The organism is Cryobacterium frigoriphilum (genome assembly GCF_004403305.1).
Classification (GTDB): Bacteria; Actinomycetota; Actinomycetes; order Actinomycetales; family Microbacteriaceae; genus Cryobacterium; species Cryobacterium frigoriphilum.
Window position 1 is genome coordinate 108,440 of record NZ_SOHE01000018.1, and the last position, 18,903, is coordinate 127,342.

Annotated in this window: 10 protein-coding genes; 3 read left to right on the plus strand and 7 right to left on the minus strand. The window is 68.1% G+C overall.

Annotated features, from left to right (window positions below):
* Positions 1–3: 3 nt before the first annotated feature.
* From E3T55_RS04700 to E3T55_RS04715, 4 genes are all read right to left on the minus strand, one after another.
* Positions 4–921 (minus strand): NADP-dependent oxidoreductase, encoded by a 918-nt coding sequence (locus E3T55_RS04700; RefSeq protein ID WP_134518414.1) that lies wholly within the window; start codon positions 919–921, stop codon positions 4–6.
* A gap of 428 nt (positions 922–1,349) precedes the next feature.
* Positions 1,350–3,683 (minus strand): FdhF/YdeP family oxidoreductase, encoded by a 2,334-nt coding sequence (locus E3T55_RS04705; RefSeq protein WP_134518415.1) that lies wholly within the window; start codon positions 3,681–3,683, stop codon positions 1,350–1,352.
* Positions 3,684–3,738: 55 nt separating this feature from the next.
* The gene (locus tag E3T55_RS04710) at positions 3,739–4,758 is read right to left on the minus strand and encodes a DMT family transporter (RefSeq protein WP_134518416.1); all 1,020 of its coding nucleotides are present in this window, start codon (positions 4,756–4,758) and stop codon (positions 3,739–3,741) included.
* Between the two features lie 216 nt (positions 4,759–4,974).
* Positions 4,975–7,236 carry a HelD family protein gene (locus tag E3T55_RS04715; protein ID WP_134518417.1) on the minus strand — a complete coding sequence of 754 codons (2,262 nt, stop codon included), beginning with the start codon at positions 7,234–7,236 and terminating at the stop codon, positions 4,975–4,977.
* A gap of 135 nt (positions 7,237–7,371) precedes the next feature.
* Between E3T55_RS04715 and E3T55_RS04720 the strand changes: the two genes are divergently transcribed.
* Complete coding sequence (locus tag E3T55_RS04720) at positions 7,372–8,439, plus strand: NAD(P)-dependent alcohol dehydrogenase (RefSeq protein ID WP_134518418.1); 1,068 nt, start codon at positions 7,372–7,374, stop codon at positions 8,437–8,439.
* A 12-nt stretch (positions 8,440–8,451) separates the two neighbouring features.
* On the opposite strand, the gene E3T55_RS04725 is transcribed toward E3T55_RS04720, so the two are convergent.
* The 3 genes from E3T55_RS04725 to E3T55_RS04735 are packed head-to-tail and all read right to left on the minus strand — an operon-like array spanning position 8,452 to position 14,118.
* Positions 8,452–11,853, minus strand: a complete 3,402-nt coding sequence (locus E3T55_RS04725; RefSeq protein ID WP_134518419.1) for an ATP-binding protein — start codon at positions 11,851–11,853, stop codon at positions 8,452–8,454.
* On the minus strand, positions 11,846–12,574 hold the full coding sequence (locus E3T55_RS04730) for a DUF4194 domain-containing protein (protein WP_134518420.1): 729 nt from the start codon (positions 12,572–12,574) through the stop codon (positions 11,846–11,848). The genes E3T55_RS04725 and E3T55_RS04730 overlap by 8 nt, the downstream gene beginning before the upstream one ends.
* A gap of 5 nt (positions 12,575–12,579) precedes the next feature.
* Positions 12,580–14,118 (minus strand): DUF3375 domain-containing protein, encoded by a 1,539-nt coding sequence (locus E3T55_RS04735; RefSeq protein WP_166791672.1) that lies wholly within the window; start codon positions 14,116–14,118, stop codon positions 12,580–12,582.
* 153 nt (positions 14,119–14,271) lie between these two features.
* On the opposite strand from E3T55_RS04735, the gene E3T55_RS20185 reads away from it, so the two are divergent.
* Positions 14,272–14,577 (plus strand): hypothetical protein, encoded by a 306-nt coding sequence (locus E3T55_RS20185; RefSeq protein WP_166791673.1) that lies wholly within the window; start codon positions 14,272–14,274, stop codon positions 14,575–14,577.
* Positions 14,578–14,744: 167 nt separating this feature from the next.
* The gene (locus E3T55_RS04740; RefSeq protein WP_134518422.1) at positions 14,745–18,845 is read left to right on the plus strand and encodes an SCO7613 C-terminal domain-containing membrane protein; all 4,101 of its coding nucleotides are present in this window, start codon (positions 14,745–14,747) and stop codon (positions 18,843–18,845) included.
* Positions 18,846–18,903: the final 58 nt, after the last annotated feature.

The following is an 18,903-nucleotide window of genomic DNA, read 5'->3' on the forward strand; positions in this document are numbered from 1 at the left end:
GGGTCAGGGGGTGACGATGATTTTGCCGCGGGTGTGGCCGAGCATGCTGAGGCGGTAGGCATCCGCTGCCTCGGCCAATGGGAAGGTACGGGCGACCTCGACGCGCAGTCCCTGTTCGTCGACGAGGTCGGCGAGGGCCTGCAGGTCGGTCGCAGCGGGGTCGACCCAGATCCAGGTTCCGCCGTGCTGTTCGACCTCGGCGTCGGCGACGGATGCGTGCCGCCCGCCCTCGGCGAGCACCTCGAGTGTCGTGTCGAGCACACCACCGACGAAGTCGGCGACGACGCTCACGCCGTCGGGCGCGAGCGCGCGCACGCGCTCGGCAAGTCCGCTGCCGTAGGTGACGGGTTCGGCGCCGAGGGTGCGCAGGTAGTCGTGGTTGACGGCGGAGGCGGTCGCGATGACGCGGGCACCGCGAGCGGCGGCAATCTGGATGCCGATCGAGCCGACTCCCCCGGCGCCGCCGTGGATCAGCACGGTATCCGTTGCGGTGACGACCAGGCGGTTCAGCACCTGGAACGCGGTCATGCCGGTGAGCGGCAGGCCGGCGGCCGCGGGCCAGGTCAGCGAGGCGGGCTTGCGGGCGACGAGCCGTTCGGGAAGCGCAATGAACTGGGCGAAGCTGCCACCGTGCACCCAGTCGGTGCGCCCGTTGGCGATGACCTCGTCGCCGATCTGAAACCCATGGGCGTCAACGCCCACGGCCTCGATGACGCCGGCCACGTCCCAGCCGGGGATGGCTGGAAAGACGACGTCGATCATCGAATCGAGGTATCCGCCCATCACCTTCCAGTCGACCGGATTGACCGCGGCGGCCTTGACGCGAATCAACACCGCTCCCGGGCCGACCTTGGGCAGCGGCCGCTCGGTGAGCTCAAGAACGTCGGGGCTTCCGTATCTCGCGTAGGTGATTGCGTGCATTGTTGTGTCTACCATTACCAGCGAAACCACCCCCCGATCGGGGATATTCCATCCTGCTCTGTTCTAGGCCCGACTTTCAGCCGACGCTCAGAAATGAGGACACTCATTTTTCGTTACTGATCAGCGGAAGGACACCACGAATGTCCGTCGATGAGGTCGCCACGTTCCCGCCCACCGGCCGACGTGAGCGCAGCAATCAGGCTCATCGCGCGCGGCTGTCGGCACACTCACCCGCAGCGACCGGTTCGGCCACCGCCCAGGAAACCACCCGTCGAGCAGCGGATGTCGCACTCCGGCTGTGCGCCGAGGCTCGCCCGGCCGCATTCTCGCCCGGCCGCATTCTCGCCCGAAGACGCTTCACCCCCGCCGGACGCCGCCGGCTGGCTCAGCACCGCCCGATAGCGGCACTGTCCCTGGCGGGCCGGGCATCAGGCGGCGCGTTCGAGGCGCACCACCACGGCCTTCGAGACCGGGGTGTTGCTGCCCTCGGCAACGCTGTCGAGGGGCACGAGCACGTTGGCCTCGGGAAAGTACGCGGCGGCGCATCCGCGGGGCGTGGGGTACACGACCAGACGATAATTGCGCAGCACCCGATCGACCTGATCGTTGAACTCGCTGTGCACGTCGACGAAATCGCCGTCGGCGAAACCGAGAGTGGCCAGATCGTGCTTGTTGATGAAGACCACGTGCCGACCCTTTTTTATACCGCGATAGCGGTCGTCGTTGCCGTAGATCGTGGTGTTGAACTGGTCGTGCGAGCGCAGGGTCTGCAGCAACAACCGTCCAGGCGGGATCTCGATGTGCTCGAGCTGGTTCACCGTGAGGTGCGCCTTACCGGTGGGCGTGCTGAAGGTTCGAGAATCCCGCGGCCCGTTCGCGAGCACGAACCCGCCGTCGTGTCGGATGCGCTCGTTATAGTTCTCGCATCCGCTCACCACGCGGGAAATATGCTCACGAATGAGGTCGTAGTTGGCCTCGAAACCGGCCCAATCCACTCTGGCGACATTCGCGACATCAGCAGCGCCGGCCCGGTCTGCGAGAACCGCGCGGGCCATCCGCGAAATGATGGCGACTTCGGAGAGAAGGTTCGGCGAAACCGGGGCAACGGTGCCCTGGGAGGCGTGCACGGCGCACACGGTGTCCTCGACCGAGACGAATTGCTCGCCGCTGATCTGACGGTCGATTTCGGTGCGGCCCATCGTCGGCAAAATCAGTGCGGCCTCACCCGTGACGACGTGCGAGCGGTTGAGCTTGGTCGAGATCTGCACCGACAAGGCCGTGCGACGCACGGCGGCCTCGACGACGGCGGTATCGGACACCGCTCCCACGAAGTTGCCGCCAAGGCCCACCCACACCTTGATCGCCCCGTCGCGCATGGCCCGCACGCTGTCGACCGCGTCGACGCCGTGCTTTCGGGGAGGATTGAAATGGAACTCCTGCGCAAGCGCGTCGAGGAACTGGGGCGGCATCTGCTCCCAGATTCCCATCGTGCGGTCACCCTGCACGTTGCTGTGCCCCCGAATCGGCGATGCTCCGGCGCCCGGCTTACCGATGTTGCCGCGCAGCAGCAGCAGGTTGATGACCTCCTTGATCGTCGCGACGGCTTTCTTCTGCTGCGTGAGGCCCATCGCCCAGGTGATAATCACCCGCTGCGCCTTCAGATACCGGGCGGCAAGTTCGTCGATTACCTCTACCCGCACCCCGGTGGCGGCGAGCACCGCGCGCTCGTCGAGCCCGGTGAGGTGTTGCCGCAACTCCTCAAGACCGACGCAATGCTGCTCGAGAAAGGCATGATCGAGCACCGTCCCGGGGTTCGCGGCCTCAGCGTCGAGCACGCGTTTGCAGACCGCCTGAAGCAAAGCCATATCGCCACCAAGACGAATCTGCACGAACTGGTCGGCGATATCGGTGCCGTGTCCGATGACGCCGCGCATCGTCTGTGGGTTCTTGTAGCGGCGCAGCCCGGCCTCGGGCAGTGGGTTCACGGCAACGATTTCGGCCCCGTTCGCCTTGGCCCCTTCGAGGGCCGTCAGCATGCGCGGATGATTCGTGCCGGGGTTCTGCCCCATCATGATGATCAGGTCAGCCAGGGCGAAATCTTCGTAGCTGATCGTGCTCTTACCGATGCCGATGGTCTGGCCCATGGCCCAGCCGGTGGATTCGTGGCACATATTGGAGCAGTCAGGCAGGTTATTCGTGCCGAACGCGCGCACGAACAGTTGATAGGCGAACGCGGCCTCATTCGAGGCGCGCCCGCTCGTGTAAAACGCTGCCTCATCGGGGCTGTCGAGTCCGTTGAGGGTCTGAGCGATGACGTCGAACGCTTCGCTCCAGGAGACGGGCCGATAGCTATCCTCCCCGGCGGGTTTGTACACCGGCTCGACGAGGCGGCCCTGCATCCCCAGCCAGTACTCCGACTTATCCTCCAGTTCGCTGAGCGGATGCTGCGCCCAGAAGCTCGTGGGCACCGTCACCGGAGTGGCCTCCCACGTCACGGCCTTCGCACCGTTCTCGCAGAACTCGAAGGAACTTCGGTGCGCCGGGTCGGGCCAGGCACAGCTCATACAATCGAAGCCGTCTTTCTGATTCATGGCCAGCAGGGTCTTGAAGCTGCGACCCGGTCCCATTTTGGCCAGAGCCGGCTGCATCGAGTGCAGCACGCCCGGGACCCCGGCCGCCCAGGATTTGGGGTGCGTGACCTCGATGTTGTCGTCGTTCAAGTCGGAAAGGTTAGTCGGTTCAGCAGACACGGGTAGCCTCATCTCGGCCGTGTCTGGGCACGGACTACTTAAGTCTGACTGACAGGTGCTTCGCTGGCTAGCCCTGATCGGCCTTCGCATGGGCCGTACTCGGCGCATCTTCAGCTTCTTTCAGCGGCGGCGTGGTGATCGCGATGGATCCGGTTAGCACGCTGACAAGCGGCAGCGCCGCGATGATCGGGATGGCCCCGGTCAGCAGCCCCGGCCCCGCCTGGGCACGAGCGTGCGTCGCCGTGGACAGCATCGTCACCCCCATCAGCGCCGCGGCGCCGCCCACCATGGCGCCCAGGCTCGGCACCTCGCCCAGCAGCACCCAGCCCAGCAGCACCGAGAAGATGGGAATGACCAGCAGCAGCGACCCGCCTTCGGCCACACTCGTGCGGGCCAGCGTCACGTTCCAGAGCGAGTACGCCACCGCCGTGCCCAGCACGACGAGCACCACCAGTGCCAACCAGACAGATGCCGGAACGTGCGCGGGCAGCGCCTCGAAGCGAGCCGTCGGCAGGGTCGCCAACCCGCCAACGAGGCAGCCCCAGAAGACCACCTCGACCGGCGGTACGCGGGCCAACAGCGGCTGCTGCACGATCAGGAAGATCGACAACAGCAGAGCCGCCGCCACGATCAGCAGCGTGTTCCCCTCAAATCCGGTCGCGGTGCTGTCCCCCAAGGTGATGACCACGACCCCCAGAACGGCGACGCCCATGCCGAGGTAGCCGCGCAGCGTGGTGCGCTCGACCAGAATGAAATAGCCCAGCACGAAGGCGAACACCGGAGAGATGTTGAGCAGCAGGCTCGTCGTGCCGGCCGGAACGGTGGCCTGGCCGAAGTTCAGCAGCAGGCCGTAGCCGCCGTACCCGCAGAGCGCGACCGCGAGCATGCGCGGCAGGTCGCGTCGGGTCAGCCGCAGCCCCTGCCGCCTGACCACGAGGTACAGTCCGAGCACGGCGGCGGATGCCAGGTAGCGCAGCGGCGTGAGGTCCTGCGGAGCGAACACGCTGAGCGCTTCCCGGGTCGCCACGTACGCCGGCGCACTGGCGAGCACCATGAGCACGTCGGCTCGCAGCAGCCATTTTCGCACGGTCGTGACCTTCCCCCGGGAGGCTCGACCGCTACCGGTGACGCCCACTCTCACATCGCACCGAACACCCGCGATACTGTGAAAATGCTACGGCATGGTGCGGCGGCCTTGCCCCACAGAATGGGCGGTCACAGGCTCTTTCGGCGTGTCGCGCCACCCCCTTTCACGGGTCACGCTCTCACCCGCGAAAGCGGGTGAGTCGTCGGTTCGGCCGCGTTAAACCGCCGACTCACCCGCTTTCGCGGGCCGGGAAGCGGGCCGGGAAGCGGGCGTCTCGGCGAGGTACAGCCGCTGCGTCGAGCGGGTCATGGCGACATAGAGTGCCCCGGCACCACGTTCGGACGCGGCGAGAATCGCGGAGGGGTCGACCACGATCACGGCGTCGAACTCGAGGCCCTTCGAATCGTGCGGCGTGAGCAGCGCGATCGGCCGGCTGAGTCCGAGCGCACCACGGCCGATCATGCTGCCGAATTCCGCGCGCAGGGTGGCGTACAGGGCATCCAACGCCTCGTCCACCACGATCACGGCGAGGGTGCCCGCCGCGGGAAGCGCGCGGTCCGTGCGAATGGCGGCCGCGACATCCGTCACCGTTTCGACCGGCCATTCGCTCGCCCGCACCGAGCGCGCCGGCGTGATCGGCAGGCCGTGCGCGATCGCGGTGGTCTCGGCGGCGGCGGCGATCTGGCTGGGCGTGCGGTAGTTGACGGTGAGTTCCTCGAGGCGCCAGCGGTCGATCTCGAAGGAGCCGGCGAGAACGGGCTTGAGCGCATCCTTCCAGCTGCGCGCCGCCGCGGCCGAGGCGGCCTGGGCGATATCGCCGACGATCGTGAACGATCGGCGCGGACCGCGGCGCAGCAGCAGGCGCCACTGCATCGGCGAGAGCTCCTGGGCCTCGTCGACGACGACATGGCCGTAGGTCCAGGTACGGTCGTGTGCGGCGCGCTCGGCGGTCGTTCCGCGATCGGTGAACTCGGTGAAGCCGTCGGCGAGGTCTTCGGCGCTGACCAACCCCTTCACCTTCATGTTCTCAATGGCGGCTTCGGCGTTTTCCACGTCGAGCTGCCGCTGTTGGTCGGCCGCCCGCTTCTTGGCCTGGTCGACGGCGCTGTATTCGCCGAGGTGTTCGGCGGCCTCGTCGAGCAGCGGCACGTCGGCGATCGTGAATTCCGCGTCGCGGGAGCGCAGCAGCAGGGCCCGTCGCTCGGCCGTCCACGCCGGGGTCAGCTCGGCGAGCCACTGCGGCCGCGCGTACAGGTCCTGCAGCAGCTTCTCGGGGGTCAGCGGCAACCAGGCCGTGTTCAGGGCGATCCGCACATCGTTGGAGCCGCGCAGGTCTTCGCGCAGCAGCGGAATGTCATCGTCGTCGAGCGATCGGCTGCGTACCTGCAACTGGCCGAGCCAGGCCTTTGCGAGGGCATTGAGCGCGTGGTTCACGAACGCCACGCGCGCTTCGTTGTGCGGCTTGCCGCTCGACCTGGCGTGCTCGATCGCGTTGCGGATCAGCTGGGGGCTGAGCCGAAGCGGGTCGCCGTTCACCTGCAGTTCCTGGGCTTCGGCCGGCACCTTCTGGCGGCTTCGCACGGCCCGGGCGATCAGGTCGGCCATGAACGTCTGCCCCTTGAGCGCGGCGACGGCCGGCGGGTCTTCCCGCGTGGCCTCGACGCCCGGGTAGAGCTGCCCGACCGAGGCGAGCACCACTCCGGTCTCCCCGAGCGAGGGCAGCACGGCTTCGATGTACTGCAGGAACGACCGTGACGGTCCGACGATGAGCACGCCGGAGTTCTGCAGCCGGTCACGGTGGGTATAAAGAAGGTACGCGGCGCGGTGCAGCGCCACGGCGGTCTTGCCGGTGCCGGGCCCGCCCTGCACGACGAGCACGCCATTCAGCCCCGAGCGGATGATGCGATCCTGCTCGGCCTGGATCGTCGAGACGATGTCGGACATCTGCCCGGTGCGTTGCTGGGTGAGGGCGTTCAGCAGCGCACCCTCCCCCTGGTGCAGGCTCGCGGCGCCCTCACCATCGAGCAGGGTCGCGTCGAGTACCTCGTCGTCGATGCGGGTGACGCGGCGCCCTTCAGAGGAGAGGTGCCGCCGCGCGCGGGCGCCGAGCGGGGTCGCGGCAGTGGCCTGGTAGAAGGCGCTCGCGAGCGGCACCCGCCAGTCGAGCAGCATGGGGTGCAGGGCTTCGTCGCGCAGTCCGACCCGGCCGATATACCGGTAGACGGATGCCCCATCCGGCGTCTCCGGGGCCGTCTCCAGCCGCCCGAACGCGAGCCGATCGTCGACGTCGCGCAGCTGCACGATGCGTTCCTGGTACAGCCGTGCAAAGGAATCCCGTTCAGTGCGGGCCTGGTGGTTGCCGCCGACGTTGAGCGATCGCACGTCGCGAAGCTGCTGCTCGGCCTCGCTCAGCAGGGCGTCCAGCCGCGAGTAAAGCGCGGTGACGTAGTCCTGCTCACGCTGAAGTTCCTGATCCACGTGTGTGCCCCTCAAGTGCCAACCCCTCAATTCCAAACACCTAGTTTAGATCTCTTCGCTGGGTCGACCGCGCGGGTCTACTGTGTGCAGCGACGGTGTGACGCTCAGCTATCCGCGACGGAGCAGGAGACCACGATGAAGGCAATTGTGCAGGACACCTACGGGCCCCTCGACGTGCTGAAGCTGCGGGATGTGCCTAAACCGACCGCCGGTGACGGCGAGGTACTCGTGAAGGTGCGGGCGACATCCGTTCACGCCGACGTCTGGCACGCCGTGCGCGGTGAACCCTACGCGCTGCGCTTCATGGGCTCGGGAGTGCGGCGGCCGAAGACCGCGATTCCGGGAACGGATGTTGCCGGCCTCGTCGAATCCGTCGGGCCATTCGTGACCGATTTTCGACCGGGCGACGCCGTCTACGGCGAGTGTGTCGGCGTGAACCAGTGGCACAACGGCGGGTCCTTCGCCGAATACGTCGCGGTGCCAGCCAAACGGCTGGCGCCGATGCCGACCCGGCTGAGCTTCGAACAGGCCGCCGCGATCCCCACGTCGGCGAGCATCGCTCTCGGCTGCCTGCGTGACGAGGGCCGCATCCGGGCCGGCCAGCGGGTGCTCATCAACGGCGCCGGTGGGGCCGTCGGCACCTTCGCGGTGCAGCTCGCGCACGCCTTCGGCGCACACGTGACGGCCGTGGACAGCCCCGAAAAGCTCGACATGCTGCGGGCGATCGGCGCGGACCGGGTCGTCGACTACACCCGGGTGGACTACACCCAGGAGGAGATCGGGGTGCACGAGCACCTCGAAAAGCCCTACGATCTGATCCTCGACATCGCAGGCAACCATCCGTTTTCCCGCTGCCGGCGGGTGCTCGCGCCCACCGGCACCTATGTGCTCGTGGGGCACGACCATTACGGCGCAACCGGACACAAGTGGATGGGCAGCCTCGGCCGGTTCTTCCCGCTGATGCTGCGCAGCGCCTTCGTGAAGCAACTGCCCGGGCTGCGGGGGGCGAAGGCACCGAATGACCGCTTCGCGGTCGTCACCCAGATGGTCGAAGATGGCGATCTGATGCCGGTCGTCGACCGAACGTATCCGCTCGCCGAAGCGGTCGCCGCCCTGCGCTACCTGACCGAGGAGCAGACCCGCGGCAAGATCGTGCTCACCGTGGGCGACGCTCCCGACGAGCGGATGAGTAACGGGGATTGAACTCGCGACCTCCTAGGCGGGCACCGGGGTCGACAGGGACGTCGAAACAAGCGGCGTGATGTAGGAATACCCGGTGGTGTTGTTCTTGGTCATCGACAGCACGAGATCCATGTGCGGCTCGAGCGCGGTGACCTTGTCGAGCGGGGCACCGACGATGAGCTGAAAACCGAGTCCCTTCCACGCCGCGACGGCTCGACCGGCGAACTCGGCGTCGGACTTGACGAAACCCTCGTCGAGGAACACCGGCGCGAATCGGGGTCGGGTGCGGCTCTCGTCGCCGAGCTGAAATCGCAACGCAGCCCCCACGACGAACGCCACGAGCTCCTGCGACTCGCCACCGCTCTTGCCTCCGAGCGATGAGTAGGTGCTGACCTCGACCCCCTCGGGAGTCAGGCGCACGGCCGTGATCTCCACGTGCTTGCGCACGTCGAGCAGAAGCTCGCGCTGGCCGTCGCCGCGGCCGCCACCGCCCTCACCGCCGCCGTCGGGCTTGCGAATGAGCGCCATGAACGCCCGCAGCCGGGTGAAGCGGTTCTCGGTCTGCTCGTCGGTGAAGAGTTCGGTCGCGCCCGACGACAGCAGCGTGAGTTCGCGTCGAAATGCGGTCGCATCGTCGCGGTGCAGCCGTCGCAGGCTGATCTTCAACCGGTCACGGCCCGCACCAAACGGCAGCGTCGTGAGGATCTCGTTGATGGGCCGCAGCCGGTCTTCGATCTCTTCGATCGCGGTCGTGAACGCGCCGGCCAACGGCACGAGGTCTTGGCCGCTCCACGCCGCGAGGCGGCGCTTCCACTCCTGGCGCCGCTCGTGCAGACCGAGCGTGTACACGGCGTCGAGAATGTCGTTGTAGCTCGTGAACGACTCCATCGACACCCCGATGTTCGGGTCGGGCCAGCGACTCTGAAACGTCTCGAAAATGCGCAACAGCGAGTCGCGGGCGCTTGCGGCGGCGCCACGGTCCTGTGCGGACTGCTCCGTCAGGCGCTCCCGCAGGCGTTTCACGCCTCCCGCGAAGGCTGCGAGGTCGTGCTGGTCGCCGACGAGGGCGAACTGGGCGTCCAGGTGCGCGGCGTTGTCGGCGGTCAAGACCACGGAGTCGCCCCGCTCGATGCGGTCGAGCCCGTCGGTGACCACGTCCTGGTCATCGACGATGTGGCCCTGTTCGGCGCCGAGCCGCACGGCGTGCTGGTCGGTGGAGTGCTTGAGCTTCTGGGCGGCCTCGAGTTCGCCGGCGAGGCGTGCCTCCTCCTCTTTCAGGGCGCGCAGCACGTCGCTGCCGGCCAGCACCCGTTCCTGCTCGGCCTGCTTGTCGGCGATTTTCGACTCGGCGGCGGGCACGTCGATACCGAGCCACGCGGCATCCGCGACGAATTGGTGGGCGGCCTTGCGGGCGCGCAGATCCGCGATGCGCTCGCCGAGAGCGGATGCCTCCTTCGCCACGGCGTTCGCCGTCGCCGTGCACTCGGCGAGTTCCGTGGTGATGTCGTCGAGACGGGCGCGACTGGAGAAGCCGATGATGGACTTCTGGTCCTGATTCCAGCCGTGGGCGCCGCGGGAGCCGTTGCGGGTCTGCCCGCTCGGCGTGACGCGGGGGCCGTCGCCGACCAGTTCGGCCGGCGTGGCCACGCAGAGCGCGTCCAGGTTCGTTGCCTGCACCCGCTCGCGGGCCCAGCCGCTGAAGGGCGAGTCGACGAAGGTGAGCTTGCCCGAGACATAGCGGGCGTCGCCGGCTACCGGTTCGAAAGCACGCAACGGCACACCCTCGAAGTGGATTCGCACCGGGATGCGCAAGGGGTCGATGGCCTGGCTGAGGGCGGCGAGTTTCGTCTCGTCGACGAGCATGACCCGCACGACGGATGCGAGGGTGACCTCGGCCGCCTGGCGCCACTGCTCCTCGTCGGCGGCGAGGTCGATGAGTTCGGCCACGAAGGGCAGGTCCTCGGCCGGGATGCCGGCGGCCTCTGCGATCATCAGCCGCGCGTTGTGCAGGTGCTGCGGCACCAGGCTCGCCCGGCCGGCGAGGTAGCCGTGCTCCTGCTTGAGGGCGCGAATCTGTTCCTCGACGGGATAGGAGGTGCGCTGCAGGGTTGCGCGGTCGGCGTCGAGGGCATCCGCTGCCGGCGTGAAGGTGCCGAGAAAGTCGGCCGCGACGGTCTGCGCGGCCAGAAACTCGGGCTGAGAGTGGATCGGCGTCTCGAGCACGGCCACCCGGGCGTCGAAGGTGGCACGCTCGGCGGCAACGTCATCACGCTGGTTGCCCAGCTGCTCGAGATCGTTCGCGAGGCTCGCGAGCACGTCGCCGCCATTGTCGCGCTGTTGGGCCTGAACCGCGGCGACTCGGGCCTTCAGCTCGGTCTCGGCGTCGCGGGCGCGGGCCAGTTCGACGAGGTTGCCGCGACGTTCGGCGCCGTTCAGATCGGCCGCGCCGTCAAGCAGGGCGCGCTCGGTCAGCAGCCGCCAGAGCACGAAGGGAGTATCGCCGGCGCGGTGCACCCCGAAGGTATCGATCAGCTCGGCCTTCTCGCTCGCTGCCTCATAGTCGCGGTGCAGGGCGGGGATGCGTTCGAGCACCTGGGCCTTCTGCGCTTCGGTGACCATGGCCCGGTACGACCGTTCGAGGTCTTCGAAGTGCGCGACGGCCTTGTCGGCGGCGGCGTAGGTCGCCGGTTCTTCGAGCACCATCGATTTGTAGAGGCCGTCGACGGTCTTGACCTGCTGTCCGGCCTGGATGCGGGCGAGCAGGCGCAGGGCCTTGCCGCCCTCGCCGTTCGCCCCGATGCCGAGCCGCGTGTACAGCGTCTGGGCGAATGCGGCGTAGGTGTCGAAGATGTCGAGCTCGGGAAAACGGTTCTTGAGTGCCCGTTTGTCGAAGCGGCTTTCGGTGACCTCGGCGAGGTCACGCAGGTCGAGGCGACCGTCGATCGTCGCCATTTTCATTGACAGGTCAGCGAATTTGCTCGCCCCGCGCGGCACGAAGTAGGCCCGCAGCACCGTGAAGCGGCGGTTGTTGTCGTCGATGAACGTCATCGCCACGGCGCCCCAGGTGGCTTCCTGAGAACCGCGCAAGACCTGATCCTGCAACGCGCCCGTGCCCGCCTCGCGGCTGGAGTCGGTCTTTCCGCGCAGGTAGGTCATCAGGTTGCGCTGGTCGACACTGCGCGCCCGGCCGGAGCCGGCATCATTGCTCGCACCGTTGAAGGGGGTATCGGAGGGCATCATGAGGGCGAGGTAGGCGTCGAGCAGGCTGCTCTTGCCGGTACCGGAGGCCCCGGAGACGAGCGTCGCGGTCGGCGCAAAGGCAATCTCGTGGTGGCCCTGGAAGCCGCCCCAGTTGACCATCTGGAAGGACTCGGCCTTCCACTGGGTGGTGCCCTCGGTCGAGCCGTCGATGTAGAAAAGGGGGGAATCAGTCATTCGCGGGGCTCCAGATGGCGGGCAGGGCTAAGTTGTCGGCGAGGTCTGGCGCTGGGCTCGCTGGGGCCCCGTTCTGGCTGACCAGCCAGTCGAGTAGTTCGCCGAGCCGTTGGACCGGCAGCAGCACCTCTATCACCGCCGACACTCGAAACCGGTCGGCGTCGCTCGTCTTGAGCAGCACCCGCGCCTTGGCGAGGCTGTCGACGGCAGCCGCGGCCCGGCGGGCATCACCGGAACGGTCGGTCGCGTGTTCCGGGCGAAAGTGCGCAACGTTGTCCACGAGATTGTCGCGGTCGACGAGCACGATCTCCTGACCGCTTGCCCGCTCGCTGCGAAACCGCTGGCGCAGCAGCACGAGCAGAATCGTCTCTTCGCGAGTGTACGCCACATCGTGCAGCAGGGTCGGAAAGCGGTCGCCGCCCTCGGCGACGGCCTGGCGTTTGAACGCGACCTCGTAGTGCAGGTCGACGTGCAGGTCGAGAAAGACGTCGTTCAGGCGCGAGCGCAGCAGGCTCTGCGAGGCCAGCAGGGTCTGCCATTCCGCGGGCTGCAGCGCGGCCGAGATGTAGCGGTGCTTGAGCAGCAGCACGAGGGTGCGGCGTTGTTCGATGCTGAGCCCGCCTTCGTCGCCCTCGAACAGCGAGAAGCTGGCCGGGTCGCGCTCGACGCTTGTATCGTCTCCGGTAGCGTCCGTGCGGTCGTCCGTCTCGTTGTCAGTCATGCCGCTCACTCATTCTCGTCTGAAGTCTGGTTTGGTTCGGTCGGGCCGTACGGCAGGGCGGCCAGGGCTGCGGTCTCGGCATCCGTCAGCATGATGCGCGGCACGGTGAAGCTGCGCACGCTGCCGTCGGGCCGCACGGTCTCGAAGCTTTCCACGGCCTCGGCCCGGTGCACGGCGTCGACCTGCGTCGCGATCTGCAGCATGCCCAGAATCTCGACCGGGCGCCGCAGCGTCACCGCGAGCGCGTTGAACGCCGCTCCGACGGATGCCGCATCCCCCGTGCTGAAGGCCGTCACGATCGCGTCGCGCATCTCCTCGAGCAGCGGACCGCCCTGCTGGCGCATCGCGTCGAGGCTCGGCGGTTCGGGTGCGTCACCCATCACGTCGTCGAGCTCCGGCGGCGCGAGATGGGCGGCGGGATCGTAGAACCGTTCCTGCAGGTGCTCCACCTCCAGGGTGCCCGGCATGAGTTCCGCCGTGACGGTGGCGCGCGGGCCGGCCGTCTGCATCCAGACGGCGAGTTCCTTGTTGATGCCCTGCAGCATCCGCTCGAGTTCGCGGTCCTTCACGACGTCGTGGTTCACAATGTGCTCGCGCAGGGTCGTGCTGAGGCCGTTGCGCTGGGTAAGCACGTCGTCGATACCCTTGCGGATCAGGCCGACGGTGCCCATGAAGCCGCGGCGGTCGGTCGCGGACAGTTCGAGCGCGAAGGGGTGCAGCAGGATCGTCTCGAGGTCGTTCTTGAGCGCGAGCATGAGCGTGTCGTTGCGCAGCAGGGCGAAGGCGCCCTCGAAGGCACGGCCCTCTTTGGTGGAGGTCATCAGGGCATCCGTCTTGGCGAGGTAGTCGTCGAGCACCTCGCTGATCGGGCGTTCCTCACCGCGGAAGTCGTTGATGATCTGCCGGTGCATGCCGGCGACGGACTCTTCGACCCGTTTGAAGTCGCTCGGCAGCTGATTGATCAGGTCGATGAGGTTGGCGTAGCCCTCGAGCATCTGCTCGTTGGAGGCGCTCGCGACGTCGCCGCCGGCATCCAGACGATCACGTTCGCTCTGCTTCTCGGCGATCTCCTGGTCCAGGCGACGGATGCGTTCCTGCCGATCCGGGTTCGCCTGCGTCGCACGGTGCCTGGCCGTGTCGACGATCGTCGTGAGGCGGGACTCGCTGATCAGCGCGCGGTCGCGGGCGAGGCCGTCGACGAGCAGCAGCGCCTCGAGGGCGTGGGAGGTGAGGGAGTAGAACTCCTCTCCGTTGTCCGAGCTGTTGTCCCCCATTTCGCGGTACAGCCACAGGTCGTTCATCCATTGCACGCACAGTGCGCGGCCGTTCTTGCCTGGCACCTCGCTGCCGACGCTGCGGAGGTCGGCGAGGTAGGCATCCACCTGGGTGTGCAGCAGATCGGCCTGCACGCTGCGGCGGTCCCGGCTGAAAGAACTCTTGAAGACGGCGAGCACGAACGGAGCCCATTTGCGGTCCAGCAGGCGCAGGGTGGGTTTGTCGAAGGCCTCGCGCACCCGCGCCAATTCGGCCGCAATCTCACTCACGTTGTTGTTCCTTTCCCGCCCCGGGTTCAACTTTAACCGAAACGATTGTTGAGCGAACACCCGACGCGGGGCGTGAGCCGGCACGAGTCGGCCGGTGTGCGTCGTGTGTGAGACTGTCAGAACGACTTTTCTGGATTTTCTGGAGGCCCCACGGTGAACGACCCGCGCGCGAACATAAACGGCAACAACCTCTTCACTCTGGGTGCACCCCGGGCCGACTACACGAAGACGCCCGGCCGGGTGCCGGGGTTCTGGCTGTCCCTCGGCGGCTTCGTGCTGGCAATTGTGTTTCCGTTTCCGGCCGTCATCGTCGCCGTGATCGGGCTGACCTTCACGATGCAGGCCTACCGAGTGATTCCGGTTCGGGCGCGCGGCCGCGGCCTGGTCTTGGCCGGATTGGGGTTGTCGATTGGTGCCATTGCGCTCGTCTTGCTGCGCTCGATCGCCTCGCTCTTCTAGATTTTCCGGGATTCACCCAGAATTAGCCGGATTTTCCGGTCGGTCGTTTGGTTGAGTCGCGCAGATCGCACCTTCGTTTCTGAAACGAAGGTGCTGTTTACGCGATCGAACATTTAACCCTGCCCGGGCCTTGCCGGCGCGTGGGAGGCCACCCCTAGACTGCCCGCATGGGGAAAACCTGGAGTGAGAGCGCTGTTCGGTATCTCGTCGACCCGCACATCTGCCCGCGCTGTGACGCGGCGCTGCGGGAACCCGGCTGGTGCCGCGACTGTGGCGCCGATCTCGGCGGCCCGGTCGCGGTCGAACTGGCGGCGGCCTCGTCGCAGGCAGCGGATGCCCTCGGTGCCCGCCAGCGCATCATCGGCCGGCTGCCGACCACGACCGGCCCCGCCGCGTGGGGCGCCCCGGTCGGCTCGTCCGTAAGCCCGACCGTGAGCTCGCCCCTGAACTCGCCCTTGAACTCGCCGGCCCCGGCCGCCGCCCTTCCGAACTATCAGGTGCCAGAGTGGGCGGCCGCCGGAGTCGCCGCGGCGCCGGCAGACCCGAGCTCGCAGGTCAGCGTGCAGTCGGTGCTCTCCGTGGCCGGTGCCGCCCTGCTCGCCGTCGCGGCGCTCGTCTTCACGTTCCTCAATCCCGAGCTCACGAGTTTTGCCGGGCGCACGACCATCATCGCCGTCATCACCGCGGTCTTTCTCGGCGGTGCCTGGTTTTTCGCGCGCAGCGGCCTGCAGTTCTCCGCGGAATCGGTCGGCGCGCTCGGCGGGGTCTTCGTACTGCTCGACGTGTGGGCATTCTCTCAGCTGGCCCCGTTCGGGGTCAGCCCCTTCGTGTTCGCCGGCATCGGCACCCTCGTCTCCTCGGCAGCACTCATGTTCATCGGCGCGCGGGCCCGGGTGCGAACGTGGGTGTGGACAGCCGTCGTCGGTCTCGCCCTCACACCGGGCCTGTTCGGCTCAGCCGGCGGCAGCGTCTGGTCTGCGGTGCTGGGCAGCCTCGTCGTGGCGGCCGTGGTGCTGGGCCTGCACCCACTCGTGCGGCGACTGGCCCCGCGCTTTGGCACGGCCCTCGGCGTGGAACGCGGCACCGCCCTGGTCATTCAGGTCGCGGCAGTGGGGGTGTCCCTCGTGCAACTCGCGGTTCTCGACGTTCCCCTCGGCGCGGCGCGGGTCTTCGGCACCGCCGGCATCCTCGCGTGCCTGGCCGTGGTGGCCGCCCTCGGCAGTTGGAACGGACTCCCCCGGTTCTGGAGTTTCGCATCGGGAGCCTTCGCCGTGGCCGCCATCGGCCTGCTTCCGTTCACCCTTAACCTGCCCGACGATGAGTGGATTGTGGCCCTCGTACCGCTCGTCACCGGCGCGGCACTCGTGGGCATCACGGCGCTGCGCGGCACGGTGACGGTCAACCGGCCCAGCCTCGTCTCTGGCGCCTGGGTCGTGGCCCTGCTCGGCGCACTGCCGGCCATCTTTGTTGCCGGACTTCAGCTGTTCTCCCCGGTCCTGACGCTCGTGCTCGGCTTCGAGACACGCGGTTCGGACTCGTTTATCGTGTCGCCGACCCTGGGGCTGGCCACCCTGGGTGGTGTCACGGCCACCGCGGCGACGCTGTGGGCGCTGTCCCTGCTCGCGCACCGGGCCCTGCTGGTCGACCCGGTGCCGCTGGCCGACCCGGTGCCGCTGGCCGACCCGGTGCTGCCGGTCGATCAGGTGCCGCTGGCCGGTCGGGAAGGCAGGACCCTGACCCTGCGCGGCCGGGCGCTCGCGGCGCTGATGCTCGTGCTGCTGACCGTCACCGGCTGGAACGGCTTCGACCGGCCCGTGCAGTCGATCATCGGGCTCGTGCTGGCCGTCGCGGTGAGCGTGGTACTCGTGCGGGTCGGGTCCGTCGTGCAGGCTGCCGCGGCGGTGCGCACCCCGCTCATCGTTGGCGCACACGTGTTGCTCATGCTCGCAGCAACCGTCGGCTGGATCCAGACCTCATCAACCGTGTGGGTCGGCGCTGCGGCCGTGCTGGTGCTCGTCGCGGTGGCCCAGACCCGGCCCACCGCGGCGCGCCCGGTCTATTTCGGCGTGGGCTACGCCTACGCGCTGGTCATCTTCGCGACCGCACTCGATCTCGCGCGCGTGGAGAGCATCGCGGTGCTCTGCCTCACGACGACTCTCGCACTGCTGTTCGCGCTGGCCACGACGCTCACGACCTGGCTGACGCCGCGCAGCTGGTACGCCGCGCTGATCGTGACCGCGGTGCCGTTCATGACCGGTGTCGTCGGTGTACTGCTGGAACGCAGCGGCTGGACCGCGCTCTCGACCGGCGTGGCCTTCGCTCTGGCGTTCACTCTGCTGACCACTCGGCGAACCGGCATGACCCTGCTGCTGCGCTCGGCCGCCGCCGCGTTGCTCGTGCCGTCTCTCGCCGTCGTGGTCGTCTGCCTCGGCGCGCAGCTGCCCATGAGCGGATCGCCGATCGTACTTCCGATCGTGGCCGTGATCGTCGCGGTGACCATTCCGCTGGCCTCGCTGATTGCGCGATGGCTGGCGAATTCGGGTATCTCGATCGCCGAAGCGGATGCCGCCCGTCGCTGGATCGAGGTCTCCGCCGGAGTCACCGGGGCGCTCGCGGTGCTGCTCGCCCTCGTGCGCATCGCCGCCGGGCTGGAGACGACTTTTCTCGTGCTCGTCATTCTGGGGGTCGGTGCCGCCGCCAGCGCCCTGACCATCCACCACCGCTTCGCCTGGTGGGCGGCCGCCACGTGCTGGACCGGCGCCCTGTGGTGTGTCTGGGCGATCCAGGGCGTCGAGGTACTCGAACCGTATCTGCTGCCGCCGGCGCTCGCCGCGGTCGTCGTCGGAGCCTGGCTCACGCATCGCGGCCGGGACGGTGACTCACTCTTCACCACCGGACTGCTGATCGCCGTCGTGCCGAGCCTGGCCGTGCTCGTCGTCACGCCGAGCAGCCTGGAGGTCACGACGCCCTGGCGCAGCTATGGGCTGCTCGCGGGAGCGCTCCTGCTCGTGGTGCTCGGCAGAATCGTGATGCGGCATCCGTCGAACGAGACACGGCTCGGCGTGGCGCCCGACCAGCCCGAGCGGACCGAGCGGACCGAGCGGACCGAGCGGACCGAGCGGACCGAGCGGACCGAGCGGACCGAGCGGACTGAGTATGAACCACAGGCCAACGCTCTGGCCATGGCGCCGGACACCGCGGAGCCGCGCGACGGCGGCCGGTTCGAGGCGCTGCGCGCGCTGCGGGCTCCGACGCTGTGGGTCGCCACGATTGCCGCCAGCGCGGGTGCCGTGCAGGCGGTGCGGTGGGGGCTCGGCGCCGACCGGCTCGACCTGGCCGCCGACGCACTCGTCATGCTGCCCGTGCTCGGGCTGAGCCTCGTGGCGGTGCTGCTCGCGATCGGGGCCGGCGCCGTTCTGCAGGCGCAACGCGAGCAGGGCGAGCGGGCATTCGCCGCGGTGCCCTCACGCTGGCGCTATGCGGCCGCGACCTCGTTTCTGGTCGCCGGACCGATCACGGCGATTCGCCATGACCCCTTCTCGATCATCACCCTGATGGCCCTCACGCTCGCCCTGCTCGGCTTCATGCTCGTCACGGTCTGGCTCGCGCGCTCCACAGCGGTCTCCCTGCCCCCGGCCTGGTTCATCTTTGCGCTCGCCTGGGGCACGGCCGTCGCGGGCTGGAGCGAACGAGAGCTGCGGGTCGAAGCCTGGTCCCTGCCGCTCGGCGTTGCCCTGCTGCTGGCGGGAGTGCTGGGCTTGCAACCGAGACCACTGCAACCGAAAGCACTGCACCCGAATGCACGGCACCCGAATGCACTGCAACCGAAAGCACAGAGCGGCCTCGCCCGCTCGGTCGGAGCAGTCCGCTCGCACTCCTGGGCGGCCTGGGCCGCCTGGCCCAACGGGTTCAACGGCTCGTGGCGCCTGCTGACGCCGGGCCTCGTGGTCATCTTCCTGCCGTCGATACTCGCGACCGGCACCGACCCACTCACCTGGCGCGCGATCATGGTCATGAGTCTGGCCCTCGCGGCGATCGTGATCGGCTCGGTGCGGCGCCTCGCGGCCCCATTCATCCTGAGCCTGTGCGTGCTGCCGATCGAGATCATCGTCGTGTTCATGGTGCAGATCGGCCGCACCATCAATCCGCTGCTGTGGTGGATCGCCCTTGCCGTTGCCGGCGCCGTGCTGCTCGTGATCGCCATCACGAGCGAGCGCAAGGGCAGCGCGGGTACCGGCGTGACCTCCCGCCTGCGCGATCTGACCTAGTTCGGGGTCCCGGCCCGCCGACTCGGCCCGGCGACTCGGCCCGAGGACTCGGCCCCGA